Raw genomic sequence first — 15,791 nt, forward strand, 5'->3', positions numbered from 1 at the left:
GCGAACATTATAAGTAAGTAGTAACTAATTTTAAGATAACGAGTAACAAATGAATGTAGTGATTATTGGCGCAAGCGGTTATAGCGGCGCAGAGTTAGCAAGTTTAGTTGCTAAGCATCCAAACTTAACTTTAACAGGCTGTTATGTATCTGAGGGTAGCTTAGATAAAAATAAATTACTAAGTGATTTATATCCAGAGCACCTTGGCTTACTAGACTGCCCTTTACTTCCTCTTAGCGTATCAGCTTTTGATGACATTCAAAGTGATGCTGATTACGTATGCTTATGTACCGATCACAAAGTAAGTGTTGATTTAGCGCCGCAATTTTTAGCTATGGGTAAAAAGGTATTTGATTTATCAGGTGGCTATCGCCTAGCAAGCAATGACGACTACGTTACTTACTATGGTTTTGAACATCAACATCCAGAGCTTTTAAATGAAGCCGCTTACGGCCTAGCTGAGTGGAACCATGATGCTATCGCCAATGCAAAGCTAATTGCTGTTGCAGGCTGTTACCCAACTGCTGCGCTTAACGCACTTAAACCGCTTAAACAAGCAGGCTTATTGAGCAGCGAAAGTATTATTATTAATGCAGTATCGGGTGTTACGGGTGCCGGGCGAAAAGCGAGTGTAGGAACACATTTTTGTGAGGTATCGCTTACTCCTTATGGTTTGTTTAACCACCGCCACGGTCCTGAAATTGAACAACACCTTGGCCACAAAGTTTTATTTACACCGCATTTAGGTAATTTCCCGCGTGGTATTTTAGAAACTATTTATGTACAGCTTAAGCCAGGCGTTACCAAGGAAAACGTTACAGCGGCTTATCAAGTACTTGCTAACGAGCCATTAATTCGTTTGCTAGGCGATAAAATACCGTCAATTAAAGGTGTAGCTAAGCAGCCATTTGTTGATATTGGTTGGCAACAACAAGGCACACAGTTAATTGTAATGTCTGCCATTGATAACTTATTAAAAGGCGCGGCTGGGCAGGCTTTGCAGTGTATTAATATTTCTATGAATTTAGAGCACACTACCGGCTTAAAAGGAGCGTTTTAAATGAGTAAAAAAACGTGGGTTATTAAACTCGGTGGGGCAGTACTTAATACAGAAAATGCAGCAAAAGCATTATTTGATGTGCTAAGTGAGCAAAAAAATGATGAGTTTGTCATTGTTCACGGTGGTGGTTCTTTAGTAGATACATGGCTAAAGCAAGCGGGTTTTGCTAGTGCTAAACACCAAGGTTTACGTATTAGCCCTGCAGAGCAAATGCCTTATATAGTGGGTGCGCTTGCAGGTTGCGCTAATAAACAATTAATGACTCAAGCTATAAGCGCAGGGCATAAACCAGTTGGCTTAAGCCTTTTTGAAGCAGGTGTTACTGCAGCTCAAAAATTAAAAGCGCTTTGCCTAGTAGGTAAGTGCAAAAGTAACGACGATTCTATTATTAACGACTTACTTAGAATTGGGCGTTTACCAATAGTTAGCTCGATTGGTTTTGACGAACAAGGTGTGTGGTACAACGTAAATGCAGATGAAGCAGCGGCAGCTATTGCCAGTAATTTAAATGCAGAACTAATTTTCATGACGGATGTAGAAGCGGTACTTGACGCAAATAAACAACCGTTACATCAACTTGACACAAAACACATTGATACTTTAATTACAGATGGAGTAATTGTGGGCGGGATGGAGGTCAAAGTTAAGACCAGCCTTCACGCTGCCCAACATTTACGACGCGGTGTGTATATTTCCAGCTGGCAAAAGCCAGAAAATTTAACGGCTCTGCTACAAGGCGAGCATGTCGGAACAAAGATTACACCATAGGTTTATTATGTTTGAGAATTTTTTAACGGGTTTAGAGTTAGACCAAGAAGGCGCACTTAATTTATTAAAGTTAGCGCAAGATATAAAAGCAAAGCCAGAAAAATACAGCAAAGTATTATCGGGTAAATCAATCGTGACATTGTTTGAAAAGCAAAGTTTACGTACACGTTTATCGTTTGATATAGGTATTAACCGCCTTGGCGGCCATGCTGTTTATTTAGATCAGCAAAATGGCGCTATGGGTGCACGCGAATCAATTAAAGATTTTGCACTTAATATTTCTACATGGGCTGATGGTATTGTGGCGCGTGTAAATCAGCACAGCACATTAACTACATTAGGCGAATATTCATCGGTACCGGTAGTTAATAGCTTGTGTGATTTATATCACCCGTGCCAAGCACTGGCTGATTTTTTAACGCTTCAAGAAGTACATGGCGATGTAAGTGAGCTTAAAGTGGCTTATTTAGGCGAGGGCAATAACGTGACTCATTCATTGATGTTACTTGCCGCAACGCTAGGTACTGACTTTGTTGCAGTAACACCAAAAGGGTGTTCACCAGATTCACAAATACTTAAAAAAGCTGAGCAAATTGCAGCAATGAATGGCGCATCAGTTATGGTAAGCGACCGTGTTGAAGCTGCGGTTGGTGCAAACGTTGTATACGCAGATACATGGGTATCAATGGGCGATACAACGCCGCTTGAGCAAGTAAAAGAAAAATACATGCCTTATCAATTAAATCAGGCATTGCTAGATCAAACAGGTGCGACTACGGTATTACATTGCCAACCGGCACATCGTGAATTTGAAATTACCTCTGAGGTAATGGATGGTCCAGCATCTAAAATTATTCAACAAGCAGAGAATCGCATGCATGCGCAAAATGCTCTGCTAGTTACATTACTAAATCCAAATTTTGTTAAGGAACACCTATGAGTTCAATTAAAAAAGTCGTTTTAGCCTATTCTGGTGGTCTTGATACGTCGGCTATCGTGCCATGGTTAAAAGAAAACTACGGCTGTGAAGTAATCGCGTTTGTTGCCGATGTAGGCCAAGGCGCAGAAGAGCTTGAAGGCGTAGAAGCTAAAGCAATTGCCTCGGGTGCATCTGAATGTTACGTAGTTGACTTAAAAGATGAAATGGTAAGTGATTACATTTACCCAACGCTTAAAACTGGCTCAATTTACGAAGGTACTTATTTATTAGGTACGTCTATGGCGCGCCCAATTATTGCTAAAGCACAAGTTGAAATTGCACGTAAAGTAGGTGCTGACGCACTTTCTCATGGTTGTACTGGTAAAGGTAACGACCAAGTTCGTTTTGAATCATGTTTTGCGGCCCTTGCACCTGATTTAAAAGTAATTGCGCCATGGCGTGAGTGGGATTTATCCAGTCGTGAATCATTACTTGACTACTTAGCAGAGCGCGATATTCCGTGCTCAGCATCGGCTACAAAAATTTATAGCCGTGATGCTAACGCATGGCATATTTCGCACGAAGGTGGCGAGCTTGAAGACCCATGGTGTCAACCGACTGAACAAGTATGGACTTGGACTAACTCTCCAGAGCAAGCACCAGATAAATCAGAGCTAGTAACTTTAAAAGTTGTTGAAGGCGAAGTGGTTGCTGTAAATGGCGTAGAACTTAAGCCATATGACTGTTTAGTTAAACTAAATGATATTGCATCGCCTCATGGTGTTGGACGTGTTGATATTGTAGAAAACCGTTTAGTCGGCATGAAGTCGCGCGGTTGTTATGAAACCCCAGGCGGCACTGTAATTATGGCGGCCCTTCAAGCCATTGACGAGCTAGTGCTTGATAAAGCAAGTCGCAAATGGAAAGAAGTACTCGGTGGTGAGTTTTCACATTTAGTATACGACGGTCGTTGGTTTACACCTCTTAAAGATTCTATTTTAGCCGGTGCTGAAGCACTTTCTAAAGTGGCAACAGGTGAAGTGGTACTTAAGCTATACAAAGGCCAAGTAACTGCAGTTCAAAAGCAGTCACCAAATAGCCTATACAGCGAAGCATTCGCTACATTTGGCGAAGACGATGTGTATGACCAATCACACGCTGAAGGCTTTATTCGTTTATTCTCGCTTTCAAGCAGAATTTCAGCACTCGCTAAAAAGTAAATTATTTATAGCCCCTGTAAAAGGGGCACTACAGGGTTTGGAGAGATTTCATGGCATTATGGGGCGGACGTTTTTCTACGGGTCCAGATGAGGCGTTTAAGCAATTTAACGACTCTCTTCCCTTCGATTATCAGTTAGCGGAGCAAGATATTATTGGCTCTGTGGCATGGGCTGGCGCGCTTGAACAAGTAAATGTGTTATCGAATGATGAGCACAAAGAGCTTGTTGCGGCATTATATGAGTTACTTGAAGAAGTAAAAGCTGATCCACTCGCAGTAGCTACTTCCGGCGCAGAGGATATTCATTCGCATGTTGAAGCTGCTTTAATCGAAAAAGTAGGTGATTTAGCTAAAAAATTACATACAGGCAGAAGCCGTAATGACCAAGTAGCAACAGACTTTAGATTATGGTGTAGAGATACAGCCGAACATATTTTAAAAGCAATTGAGCAGCTTAAAGGTGAGTTTGTATCTTTAGCTGAGCGAGAACTGGGTACAATTTTACCTGGTTATACTCATTTACAGCGTGCTCAACCCGTATTATTTAGCCATTGGTGTATGGCTTACGTAGAAATGCTAGAGCGTGATGAAAGCCGCCTACAAGATGCAAAAGCACGCATGAACTTTTGTCCACTTGGAAGTGGCGCATTAGCCGGCACAGCTTATCCCATTGATCGCCAAGCACTTGCACAAGGCTTAGGCTTTACAGGCGCTACTAAAAATAGCCTTGATGGCGTGTCTGATCGTGACTTTGTTGTAGAGCTATTAAGTTGTGCGTCTATTTCGATGATTCATCTATCACGTATGTCTGAAGATTTAATATTTTACAACTCTGGTGAAGCGGGTTTTATTGAGCTTGCTGATAATGTAACGTCGGGCTCATCGCTCATGCCTCAGAAGAAAAACCCTGATGCACTTGAGCTTATTCGTGGTAAAACCGGGCGTGTGTTTGGTGCGTTTAGCGCGATGATGATGACGTTAAAGGCGCTGCCACTTGCCTACAATAAAGATATGCAAGAAGACAAAGAGGGCATATTCGATGCGATGCCAACATGGCTTGCCTGTATTCATATGGCACAAGCCTGTATTAAGGGCGTTAAAGTAAGAGGCGATCGAACTCTTGCTGCTGCTAAAGGTGGCCATGCTAATGCAACAGAGCTTGCAGATTACTTAGTTGCTAAAGGTGTGCCATTTAGAGAAGGGCATCACATTGTAGGTGTGCTTGTTCAGCTTGCTATTAGTGAAGGTAAAACACTTGAAGATCTTTCGCTTGCGCAGTACAAATCGGTAAGCGACGTGTTTGAAGACGATGTATATCCGGTACTTGAAATTGACGCCTGTATAAAAGCGCGTCAAGCACTTGGCGGTACATCTATTGAACAAGTAACAAATGCAATAAAAGAAGCGAAAAAAAAACAGCAAATAACAGTTCGTGATGCCAACTTAGATGATGTTGAATCAATAGCTAAATTGGTTCAGCACTGGGCAACTGTAGGCGAAAACCTACCGCGTGCTAAAAGTGATATGGTGCATTCAATAAATGAGTTTGCTGTAACTGAAATTAACGGCAGAGTAACTGGGTGTGCGTCGTTGTATATATACGACACTGGCCTTGCTGAAATACGCTCATTGGGTATAGACCCACAAAGCGCTGTTTCAGGACAGGGTAGACAGCTAGTTGAGCACTTATTAGTTAAAGCCAAAAAATTGGCGCTAAATCGGGTAATAGTATTAACACGTGTTCCGGACTTTTTCGAAAAGCAGCGTTTTATATTTTGCTCTAAAGAGAGCCTACCTGAAAAGGTAATGAAAGATTGTGAACTTTGCCTTCGTAAAGAAAATTGTGACGAAGTAGCAATGGAATATATTTTGAAGTTAAGTACACGTGCGGAGATCCCGTGTAAATACGTAGCTTAAAATCCCTGGATATAAAAAACGTACGGTTACCCCTGTGCGTTTTTTTATGCCTGCAGTAAACTGGTCGGAGTTGTTTGGTTTGATTATATAAATATGTTTTGAGTGAGTTTTAAGGTGTCAAAAAAAGTTGGCACATTGGTTGCTTTGTTAAAGTGGACAATAAAGTAGATGGTAAAGAAAATAGTAAAATAGCTATCACTACTTTAAACAGGTGATGCATTTATCCACATAATAATGTGGTTAAAAATTGCACCAAATATAATTAAAATTTTTTACAAGGATCAATCACATGCAAGTTTCAGCTAATAGCCAATTACAAATGCAAGCATACAACAAAACACAACAATTAAAGCCTGCAATGGAACAAACTGCTAGCCCTAAAACCCTGCAATCTGATACAGTAAGCTTCTCTCAAGAAGCTATGAGTGCTGCGAGTAATGAATTACAGCGTGGTGGAATTATAGTTCCTATAAAACCTAAATAATAAAAGGTTATGAATGCTTTTAACTGAGTTCTTTGGCTTTTTCTCTTTATCGGCCTTTACTATGTGGGGGTTTTTGATGGCCTTCTTTTTTAACGTATTTATTTACTCGATAGGTCTAAAAAGAGAAACAACATTATTACTCAGTTCTTTTATTATGATGGTTTCTTATACTGTATCAGACTATTTTTTTAATTGGTTGTCACTTGAAAGCACCGTTTATCTTGACTGGGCTCTTTATGATTACGCCACGGTTACTGCTTTGTTTTTAGCATACAAACTATTAAAGAAAACGTCACCGTCTATGATGTATATAACTTTAGGACTAATAATAAATTCAATTTTTAGTTTGCTGATGTACGGTGATATATTTATAAATGAAACTAATGAACCCTGGTTTTTCTGGGATGTTTATACATTCACAGTTAATATCGTTGATTTTATTATGATAGTCGCATTAATTGTTGATAGAGACTTTCTCGGTCTTCACAAATTAAAGAACAAAATTCTCAGCTACTTCAAGTCAAACGATACACATAAAGCAACCTAGTTTTATGTACTTTACTGAAGCCCTAATGGATTATGTAAGTGCTTTTACACAATGGGGTTTTTTAATGGCCTTTTTGTATTGCTTAGTATCTAGTATCAACATTAAAAATAAATCCCTTCTCATTACATCAACCATTATGCTGTGTTCATATTTTTTGAGTGGATACTTTATAATATTGAGCAATCCATATTTGGGTTGGATTCTATATGACTTTCTAACCATCACAACAATAATTATTTTTATGAAGTTGGGTCTAATTAAAAATTGCTCAAGTGCCTATTTTATTTTAGTTGGATTAGCTACTAACAGCCTCCTAGCATCAATAATGTATTACGATTTATATATCCTTTATCATTTAGATGAGTGGTGGTATTGGAGTTTTTATTCTATTGGAGGGAGTTTAATAGATATTTTAATGATGCTCTCGCTGATGCTTAATAAAAATTTTTTAAGCTTAATAAAACTAAGCCCCCTTATAACTATAAAATCTACAAGGTCACCCAATGCTTGATTTTTTATGGAAGCTGGCTGGTTTATATGACTATATAACTATTTTTACGACATGGTTCTTTGTACTCGCTTTCTTATATAACTTATCCGCAAGTATTAACAAACACGATAAAGGCTGTGCTCAATTAGCTTTCATTATGATGATATCTTATACATCAAGTATTTTTATGGACCCACAGAGTGAAACACCTCACCTAACTCTTTTTTTATTTGATGTAGTGACCATTGTATTTTTGATTTTGTGGCGAATTTTTTTTAGTAAAACTATACCTATTGCGTTTTATTACCTTATTACAGGGTTAAGTTTTAATGCATTCGTTTTCTATGGCATGCATTACGATAGCATTATTTTAGGTAATTTAGACTATTGGTGGTTCTGGGCATTATACGTAATTGGACAAATTACTTCTGATTTAATAATGGTTTTGGTTCTTGCTACTAATAAGGATCTATTGGGTTTAATTAGGTTAAAACATTACTTGAGTCGTCTTAAAAAGCACATGCAACAATGAAGGCTTAGTAAAATGGAAGAGCTATTTTGGCAATTAAATTCAGTAAACGAATATTTTGGAATATTTATTACATGGCTTTTTGTTTTTGCTTTTTTGTTCACTTTATCAGCTGCTATTAATAAGCAAGATAAAAGCCGAGTTCACCTTTCTTTTATTATGATGGTTTCGTATACATTTAGTTTATTTATGGACATAACTACTGCGGCCCCACATCTAAAGTTTTTATATTTGATGTACTAACAATTGTAGTTATTCATATGTGGCGTATTTTTTTAGGACGTAATGTACCGTACTGCTTTTATTACCTTATAGTAGGTCTTGGTATTAATGCCTCACTGTTTATGGGCATGTATATTGATAATACTCTTTATGGCAATTGGGACTTTTGGTGACTGTGGATGCTGTATGGTTTTCTTATGCCTATTATTGATATTACGATGGCACTCATATTAATTATCAATAAAGACTTACTGAAGGTGGTTTGGTTAATTAAAAAATTAAAGAGATCATCTATACCAAAGCCAAATTAGCGCATACGAGTTATGCGCTAATGAAATAAATAGCTACTGGCCGTCACAGCCTAATTTAGTTTTTAGAGCTTTAACTATTACAGGGTCTACAAACTCGCTTACGTCACCATTATGACGAGCTACTTCTTTAACGAGAGTGGATGAAATAAATGAATTTCGCTCTGCGGGTGTTAAAAATACGCTTTCTAAGTCTGGATTTAGGCGACGGTTCATATTTGCTAATTGAAACTCGTAGTCAAAATCAGATACCGCTCTAATACCGCGAATAAGCACATTCGCATTGTGATCGCGTGCAAGGTCTGCCAATAAGCCAGAAAAACCAATTACCTTAACATTATCTAAGTGGCTTAAAATAGTGTTGGCCAATTCAACTCGCTCTTCAAGATTAAAGCAGGGCTTTTTACTTGGGTTATTAGCAACCGCAACTAATACAGTATCAAACATTTTAGCAGCACGTTGAATAAGGTCTGTATGCCCATTTGTTAGCGGGTCGAATGTACCAGGGTAAATTGCAGTAACTTTCATAATGTTCACTATTTATTATTTTAGCGTTAGTTTAACAGTGTTTGTGATACAAAGCAGCCTAGCTAAAAAGTATGCAAATGTTTGTTTTATTTAAACAGGTCAGTCCATGGTGGGAGTGTTTTAATGATTCATATTTGTTTATACTGTTTACCTCTTTTGAGTGTAATGTAGCCTATAGATAATTTGAGTATTAGCATATGAATACCAAGGATAAAATAATACACACCAGTATTTTGTTGTTTAACGAAAATGGTGAGCGTGCAATATCAACAAACCATATTGCATCAAACTTAGGGATGAGCCCGGGTAACCTTTATTATCACTTTAAAAATAAAGAAGACATTATCCGTCATATTTTTGCGTTGTATCGCGATCATTTAAATACTCACTTTAAACCCATTAATAAAGAAGATGATGCATTTAGTCATTTAACCGCTTACTTAGATTCGTTATTTGAATTGATGTGGCGATATCATTTTTTTTACGATAATCTCGGTGATATTCTCTCTAGAGATGCTGATTTAAAACAAGCTTACATTGATTTTCAACTGGAGTTATTAGAGCAAGTTCGTAAAATTATTTTAGGGCTTCGCGATAGTGAAATGATTGCTATTGATGAGCAAGATGTCATTGATTTAGCACATACACTTAAGCTAACCGTTAGTTTTTGGACGCCTTATATTAAAGCCCGTAGGCCAAGCGGTACGCTTGCTGAGCAAGATATCTATCATGGTATTTTAAAAGTGCTCACGTTATTTAGAGCGTACAGTACCGATAAAAGCATTGATAAAATGAATTTGTTGCGAGAAAAATATACCGAATTAGCGCAACAAGCCCCAACTGTTGTTTAGCCGTTGCTTTTTGGCTGTTTCCTAGACGCTGAATTTTTTGCTATAATCGCGCGCCAAATGCCTGGGAGCGCGAATTCCCGCAGTCTAAGAGTGAACTATGCTTAAATTTATCGTCAAACTACATCCTGAAATAGCCATTAAAAGCCGTTCGGTCCGTAAACGCTTTACTAAAGTGTTAGAAAATAACATTAAAATTGTATTGCGACGTCTTGACGAAAAAGTACAAGTAAGAAATAACTGGGATAATATTTCAGTTGTTACAAAGCTTGAAGATGCACAAGTTCGCCTTGATTTTATCGACAGCCTAAAACGCATTCCTGGCATCGTTCAATTTATTGAAGTAACCGAAACACAATTCGAAACGCTTGATGATATTTACCAAAGAACAATAGCGTTAGTTGGGCATACAATTATAGGTAAAACCTTTTGTGTTCGTGCTAAGCGCATAGGGCAACACGACTTTACCTCAACTGATTTAGAGCGTTATGTTGGTGGTGGGTTGAATCAACATATTGAAGGCGCAAGCGTTAAACTTAGCCGCCCAGAAGTAACAATACGCTTAGAAGTAAAAGACGATAAAGCTTACATTGTTTCTCATACACATTTTGGTATGGCTGGCTTTCCGCTACCAACCCAAGAAGATGTGCTTTCGCTTATGTCGGGAGGCTTTGACTCTGGTGTAGCAAGTTACCAAATGATCCGTAAAGGCGCACGTACTCACTTTTTATTCTTTAATCTAGGTGGCGCAGCGCACGAAATTGGCGTTAAACAAGCAAGTTACTATTTATGGAAAAAATACAGCTCTACACATAAAGTTAAATTTGTAACCGTTGATTTTGAACCTGTAGTTGCTGAAATTTTAGAAAACGTTGAAAACAGCCAAATGGGTGTTGTACTTAAACGTATGATGATGCGCGCAGGGAGTGTGGTTGCCGAAAAGTTAAACATTCAAGCACTTGTCACTGGTGAAAGTATTGGCCAAGTATCTAGTCAAACATTAGCGAATTTAAGCGTGATTGACCGCGTTACTGAAACGCTTATTTTACGCCCGCTTATTCAACACGATAAGCAAGAAATTATTAATATTGCTCGCCAAATTGGTACGGCCGAAATGGCAGAAACAATGCCTGAATACTGTGGCGTTATTTCTAAAAAACCAACGGTTAAAGCCAAAATAGACGTTATTCTTGGTGAGGAAGAAAAGTTCGACTTTGATGTGCTAGATACCGTTGTAAACAACGCACGTATAATGGATGTGCGTGATATTGACGTAGAAGCTAAGCAAGAACTTAAAGAAGCTGAATCAGTTGCTGATTTACCTGTAGGCTCTGTGGTAGTTGATATTCGCTCTCCTGAGGAAGAAGAAGCAGCGCCTTTAGAAATCGACGGTGTTAAAGTGGTGCATTTACCATTTTTCCGCTTAGCAACTAAGTTTGGTGACTTACCAAAAGACACTGACTACTATTTATATTGCGACAGAGGCGTAATGAGCCAGCTACAAGCACTTATGTTGCATGAGCAAGGCTTTGAAACTGTAAAAGTTTATCGCCCATAAAGGTTTGTCGTCGTAAGATTAAGAATTTATATAAGCGTGGTTTATACCACGCTTTTTTTTGCCTGAATTTTAGCAAGTAGTTCATCGTTGTAAGGTGTTGGAATACCGTGAAGTTTACCTTGCTGGTTAATATAGCCACATATAGCTGATATTTCAGTTTCTCTGCTATGCGCTACGTCTTGCTGCATTGAAGAGTAATTGTCAGACGTTAATTCCATTATTTTATAAGCGGTATTGAGCGCTTTAATCAATGGGATATTAAGCCCTTGTACCTTTGCTATATTGCACGCTTCGGTGAGTGCATTAAAAATTATAGCGTTGTACTTAGGCGCGCGTAATTCACCATTTTTTACATTACTTAAAGCGCTTAATGGATTAATAGCAATATTAACGAGTAGTTTTTCAAAACGAAGCTGCTGAATGTTATTAGTAAACTTTAGGCTGGGTATTACTTTGAAAATATCTGCCATTGGTACACTATTTTTAAGTGCCAACTCATTGCAGCCGCCAATAATGCTTTGCCCTTCACCAGTATGTTGCACAATATATTGGTTTGATTTAAAACCCGCTATGCTGGTAGTTAAAAAATAGAGTGCTTGATGATCGCTTAGTTGGTTATTTACCTCGTCAACATTCCCCATTCCGTTGTGCGATAGTACAACCGAGCAATGACTTGGTAAAAAAGGCTTTATTTGTGAAAACGCATCAAGTACTTGAAAGGCTTTAACAGTAAATAAAACCACATCAAATTCAGTTACTTTATCTAGCTGATTTAATGAAACAAAGCGTGCATTAATTTTTTTAGATGCGCCCTTACCTCTACTGTAAAAGCGGGTGTTTGTTGGGCTTTTGCGAGTTAAAACACTGACATTATGCGATGCGCTTAAAAAGTGGCTTAGTAATAAGCCAATAGCGCCATCGCCAACGATTAAAATATTAGCCATATGGGTTCTTTTTTCGAGGAGTAAAAATAACTCTTAATATAAAGTAGCTTGCAGCACCTGCAAAATCAGCAAAAAAATCACCAAGTGATGCTTGTCTATAGGGGAGTGCGTCTTGCATTATTTCTATTGAGGCGCCATAACCTGCTAATAAAAGTATTTGAGCGTATAAAGGAATTTTAAATGCTCTGTCCATTATGATGGCGAGCACAAAAAAAATCCCAAAGTGGGCTACTTTATCAACATGAGGAAATAAATTTACAACACTACCTTTTACTTCTTTAGCAAATAAAAAGGTAAAAGCTACTATGCTGATTAAAAAAATTGCTTGATAAACACGCCTTGTCACGACAAATCCTAAAATCGCTTAAAAAAGAGGCGCAAGTATATCAAACTAATTTAGTATCGCACCTGAACAAGATGCAGAAAAATGTAAAGATTTATAATTTTAGCGTTATAATTGCCTCATAAAATTAAGATTAAATAGTTAGGAGCAAACCAATGCCTTCATTTGATATTGTATCTGAAGTAGAAATGAACGAAGCTAAAAACGCGGTTGATAATGCAAATCGTGAACTAGAAACTCGCTTTGATTTTAGAGGTGTTGACGCATCTATAGAGCTAAATGACAAAACAATTAAGCTTAAAGCTGAAGCTGATTCACAAGTTATGCAATTGTTTGATATTTTAGCGAATAAAATATCAAAGCGTGGTATGGATGTATCAAGCTTAGAACTTCAAGATATTACGCGAGCGGGTAAAAATGTTTTTCGTAATGTAGGCCTTAAGCAAGGCATTGAGAAAGATATGGCTAAAAAAGTAGTTAAAGCCATCAAAGACTCAAAAGTTAAAGTTCAAGCGGCTATTCAAGGCGAAGAAGTACGTGTTACGGGTAAAAAACGTGACGACTTACAAGAAGCAATGCAAGTAGTACGCAGTGCTGAATTAGGTCAGCCTTTTCAGTTTAAAAATTTCCGCGACTAATAAAGCTCTTTAAGCTTTGTAATAAAGCGTGCTTTAATTTTTTACTGCTAATTAAAGCCGCTTTATATATTTCCTCCTTAAGTCTTTCTTCGATTGATCCGCTTTTTAGTATTTAAGTTACTATATTTACTACATGTAATTTTTATACAAAGTATTAAATGAAAGCCTATCAATTATTTTTGCTATTTGTGCTAACTCTATTTGCACAGCCTAGTTTGCCAAAAGCAGTTGATATTAATGTATTAGTTGAAGATGGCTATTTCCCAGTTAATATTGAGTAACACGTATGGTTAAACTGTTTTAGCTGTATAGACGTCCATTGACATTTGTAAACAAAATACTCACAATAGCCGCATATTTTCAAGGTGCTTGTTTAATGCGTAGGCATTGGTTTTAAGGTATTGAAACTAACAACAAGATAATCGGGAAGTTGGTGCGTTTTCATGATGACTACAACCCCAACACTGCCCCCGCAACGGTAAAGTACTGCCTGTTTTTACATGCTTACTGAGTCCGGAGACCGGCCTTGATGCAATCTTACTTACTAAAATCTTTGCGGTGGGCAAAGGTAGGGGACTTCATGTTAAACAAAACAGCTCTAGGCGTTGCAATTTCTGCTGCGCTTTCATTTTCTGTGTCTGGCGCAGAACAATCAATTGAAAAAATAACCGTTACAGCTAATAAGTTTGAGCAGTCAATCAATGATGTATTAGCAAGTGTAAATGTGATTGACCGTGCAGAAATAGAAGCAAGCAACGTACGCGATTTACCTACATTATTAAGCAAGCAAGTTGGTTTTCAGGTTAACCCAAACGGTGGCTTTGGCCAAAGTACAGGTGTGTCACTTCGTGGTACGGGATCGGGTGATACGTTAATTTTGATTGATGGCGTGCGTACAGGCTCTGCAACACTTGGTGAAAAAACATTAAGTAATGTCCCTCTAAATAGTATTGAACGCATTGAAATTATTAAAGGCTCACGTGCAGCTATTTATGGCTCTGATGCACTCGCTGGTGTAATTAATATTATAACGCGTGAGTCAGATAGCTTATCTGTGAGCGCGACGTTTGGCTCTGACTCTTATCAAGACTATCAAGTGGCAGGCTCTGTAAAATCAGGTGATATAACAACAGCATTTAATGCAGGCTTTGAAAAAACAGATGGTTTTGATGTATTGCAAGGCGTAGCACCAGATGAAGATGGCTATGAAAATAAAAACCTTGGTTTTAAAGTAAATTACTCCGATGTGCATTACGGCGACTTCAAGTTATTAGGTCAATACAGCGAAGGCTATGTAGATTACGACACTAGCTTCAGCCCAGCCACTAGTACTATAGAAACAGGCGATTTTAAAAACTATCAGCTTTCTGCTGGGTGGAATAAAAATTATACCAATCAAACGCACAGTATTGATATTGCTATTGTAACGGATGATTCACACGACACCTCAGCATTTGGTATAAGTGATTTTATAACCAAACGTGTGCAATTAGATTATACCGGTCAATATAACTTGTCAGAAGTGCTTAATATTAGCGGTGGTGTTAACTGGTACAACGACGATGTATCCCACAGTTCAACGCAGTATGATATACAAAAACGTGACGTGTTAGCTGTGTTTGTAGGTGCTTATTACAACACTGAAAAAGTATTAGCTAACTTAACTGTTCGCCAAGATGATGACGAGCAATTTGGTGATGAAACAACCTATACTGCGGCTGCAGGTTATCATTTATCTGAAGATGCAACGTTTAGAATAAGTCAAAGCACTGGCTTTAAAGCCCCTACATTTAATGATTTATATTTTCCAGCCTTTCCAGGTTTCCCCCCTTCATCTAATCCGGGTTTAGAGCCTGAAAAATCATTAAACCGAGAGATTGGCTTAAATGTAGGTTTTGAGGTAGCAAGTGTTGATGTTGCTATTTTTAGAAATGATATTGAAGATAAAATTTCTTCAGACTCTAGCTTTTTTCCTATCAACTTAAATGAAGCGCGCTATGAAGGGGTTGAGTTTGCTCTTTCACAGCAGCTTTTTGGTTTTGATAGTAATCTTAATTTTGCTTATTTAAGCGCAGAAAATAAAGAAACAGGTGCAGAGTTGCAAAACGTTGCTAAACGTACATTTAACTGGGAGCTTGCAAAACAGTTTGGTGCATTTGATGCAAGCTTAGATATGCAATACCGCAGTGACAGACAAGGCGCTGAAAGAGGAGGCACTGTAACGCGTTTAAGCTCATACACTCTGTGGAACTTAGCCGGTAATTATCAAGTAAATGAAAACATTGAAGTTTCGATTCGTGTAGAAAATTTATTTGATAAAGAATATAACGCGGTTGACTCAAACATAGATTCTACAACCGGTGAAGTGTACTACTACAACACTCCAGAGCGTCGCTTTTTTGCAGGCGCAAGCTACCAGTTTTAGTCGTCTTTAATTCCTTTAATAGATAAAGGTTATTAAATTAAGCT

Annotated in this window: 16 protein-coding genes, 1 pseudogene and 1 riboswitch; of the genes and pseudogenes, 14 read left to right on the forward strand and 3 right to left on the reverse strand. The window is 38.0% G+C overall.

Annotation, left to right across the window (positions count from 1 at the left end; all coding sequences use genetic code 11):
• Positions 1-49: 49 nt before the first annotated feature.
• The 9 genes and pseudogenes from argC to PX700_RS07930 all read left to right on the forward strand — a co-directional run bounded on the left by argC (position 50) and on the right by PX700_RS07930 (position 8,466).
• Complete coding sequence (argC, locus tag PX700_RS07890; protein ID WP_197179864.1) at positions 50-1,060, forward strand: N-acetyl-gamma-glutamyl-phosphate reductase; 1,011 nt, start codon at positions 50-52, stop codon at positions 1,058-1,060.
• Positions 1,061-1,828: an acetylglutamate kinase gene (gene argB / locus PX700_RS07895; protein WP_479520431.1), complete on the forward strand. Its 768-nt coding sequence runs from the start codon at positions 1,061-1,063 to the stop codon at positions 1,826-1,828.
• Between the two features lie 7 nt (positions 1,829-1,835).
• A complete protein-coding gene (locus tag PX700_RS07900) occupies positions 1,836-2,768 on the forward strand; it encodes an ornithine carbamoyltransferase (RefSeq protein WP_479520432.1) in 933 nt (310 codons plus the stop codon).
• Positions 2,765-3,967, forward strand: a complete 1,203-nt coding sequence (locus PX700_RS07905) for an argininosuccinate synthase (protein WP_007581653.1) — start codon at positions 2,765-2,767, stop codon at positions 3,965-3,967. The genes PX700_RS07900 and PX700_RS07905 overlap by 4 nt, the downstream gene beginning before the upstream one ends.
• A gap of 50 nt (positions 3,968-4,017) precedes the next feature.
• Positions 4,018-5,883 (forward strand): argininosuccinate lyase, encoded by a 1,866-nt coding sequence (gene argH, locus PX700_RS07910; RefSeq protein WP_479520433.1) that lies wholly within the window; start codon positions 4,018-4,020, stop codon positions 5,881-5,883.
• Positions 5,884-6,172: 289 nt separating this feature from the next.
• On the forward strand, positions 6,173-6,367 hold the full coding sequence (locus PX700_RS07915) for a hypothetical protein (protein WP_479520434.1): 195 nt from the start codon (positions 6,173-6,175) through the stop codon (positions 6,365-6,367).
• A 13-nt stretch (positions 6,368-6,380) separates the two neighbouring features.
• Positions 6,381-6,914 (forward strand): hypothetical protein, encoded by a 534-nt coding sequence (locus PX700_RS07920; protein WP_479520435.1) that lies wholly within the window; start codon positions 6,381-6,383, stop codon positions 6,912-6,914.
• Between the two features lie 503 nt (positions 6,915-7,417).
• Positions 7,418-7,936, forward strand: coding sequence for a hypothetical protein (locus PX700_RS07925; protein WP_479520436.1), 519 nt, complete (start codon positions 7,418-7,420; stop codon positions 7,934-7,936).
• Positions 7,937-7,948: 12 nt separating this feature from the next.
• Positions 7,949-8,466, forward strand: a pseudogene (locus PX700_RS07930) (hypothetical protein).
• A 33-nt stretch (positions 8,467-8,499) separates the two neighbouring features.
• Here the strand turns inward: PX700_RS07930 and coaD are convergent.
• Entirely contained in the window at positions 8,500-8,991 is a 492-nt protein-coding gene (gene coaD / locus PX700_RS07935) for a pantetheine-phosphate adenylyltransferase (protein WP_166420886.1), read from the reverse strand.
• Positions 8,992-9,188: 197 nt separating this feature from the next.
• Between coaD and PX700_RS07940 the strand changes: the two genes are divergently transcribed.
• Together PX700_RS07940 and thiI are read left to right on the forward strand one after the other, a co-directional pair.
• Positions 9,189-9,842 (forward strand): TetR/AcrR family transcriptional regulator, encoded by a 654-nt coding sequence (locus tag PX700_RS07940; protein WP_415636550.1) that lies wholly within the window; start codon positions 9,189-9,191, stop codon positions 9,840-9,842.
• Between the two features lie 97 nt (positions 9,843-9,939).
• On the forward strand, positions 9,940-11,397 hold the full coding sequence (thiI, locus tag PX700_RS07945) for a tRNA uracil 4-sulfurtransferase ThiI (RefSeq protein ID WP_415636549.1): 1,458 nt from the start codon (positions 9,940-9,942) through the stop codon (positions 11,395-11,397).
• Between the two features lie 41 nt (positions 11,398-11,438).
• On the opposite strand, the gene PX700_RS07950 is transcribed toward thiI, so the two are convergent.
• Complete coding sequence (locus PX700_RS07950) at positions 11,439-12,341, reverse strand: ketopantoate reductase family protein (RefSeq protein ID WP_415636548.1); 903 nt, start codon at positions 12,339-12,341, stop codon at positions 11,439-11,441.
• Positions 12,334-12,687: a VanZ family protein gene (locus PX700_RS07955; protein ID WP_415636547.1), complete on the reverse strand. Its 354-nt coding sequence runs from the start codon at positions 12,685-12,687 to the stop codon at positions 12,334-12,336. The genes PX700_RS07950 and PX700_RS07955 overlap by 8 nt, the downstream gene beginning before the upstream one ends.
• Positions 12,688-12,839: 152 nt before the next feature.
• On the opposite strand from PX700_RS07955, the gene PX700_RS07960 reads away from it, so the two are divergent.
• From PX700_RS07960 to PX700_RS07970, 3 genes are all read left to right on the forward strand, one after another.
• Complete coding sequence (locus tag PX700_RS07960) at positions 12,840-13,322, forward strand: YajQ family cyclic di-GMP-binding protein (RefSeq protein ID WP_007377833.1); 483 nt, start codon at positions 12,840-12,842, stop codon at positions 13,320-13,322.
• A 158-nt stretch (positions 13,323-13,480) separates the two neighbouring features.
• Positions 13,481-13,603, forward strand: coding sequence for a hypothetical protein (locus tag PX700_RS07965; protein ID WP_415636546.1), 123 nt, complete (start codon positions 13,481-13,483; stop codon positions 13,601-13,603).
• Between the two features lie 98 nt (positions 13,604-13,701).
• Positions 13,702-13,865, forward strand: a riboswitch (cobalamin riboswitch).
• Between the two features lie 37 nt (positions 13,866-13,902).
• On the forward strand, positions 13,903-15,747 hold the full coding sequence (locus tag PX700_RS07970) for a TonB-dependent receptor domain-containing protein (RefSeq protein WP_415636545.1): 1,845 nt from the start codon (positions 13,903-13,905) through the stop codon (positions 15,745-15,747).
• Positions 15,748-15,791: the final 44 nt, after the last annotated feature.

It is taken from the genome of Pseudoalteromonas sp. TP27 (assembly GCF_056470645.1).